This is a genomic window from Fructilactobacillus sp. X3R5C2 (assembly GCF_059901175.1).
This window is the reverse complement of the sequence record NZ_JBWXVC010000020.1, coordinates 1-362: the sequence shown is the minus strand read 5'-3', so window position 1 is coordinate 362 and position 362 is coordinate 1. Positions and strand designations below refer to the sequence as shown.

Annotated in this window: 1 protein-coding gene; it reads right to left on the bottom strand. The window is 42.8% G+C overall.

Translation table 11 applies throughout. From position 1 onward, the window contains the following. The coding region (locus AC6UD4_RS07270; RefSeq protein ID WP_500694602.1) for a mucin-binding protein at positions 1 to 362 on the bottom strand (362 nt) is incomplete at both ends.

The window sequence follows — 362 nt, the reverse complement described above, 5'->3', positions numbered from 1 at the left end:
CCATCAGTGACTAATTCGTAACCTTGGGCCTCTAAGCTGGCAATTTCGTTCTTTGTACTGTAATCAGACTTAGAACCAAACTTACCGTTTAAATTGTCAGTCTTGATAACCCTATTACCATCATCTTGGTCAATGTACTGAACGTGAGCTTGCTCATCGTTAGCAGTGTATGTGACTTTAACGTCTGAATTTTTCGTATCAGTAGTGGCAGTTAAAGCACCAACGGTCGCTTGATCAGGAGTGTAGCCCGTAATGGCTGGTGAATCAACCGAACTAAAGACATCGTTGTCAGATGTCCAAGCACCATAAGTTATCTCACCAGTTACTTCATCAAAGGTGGCGGTTCTGTTGAACGTAACCGT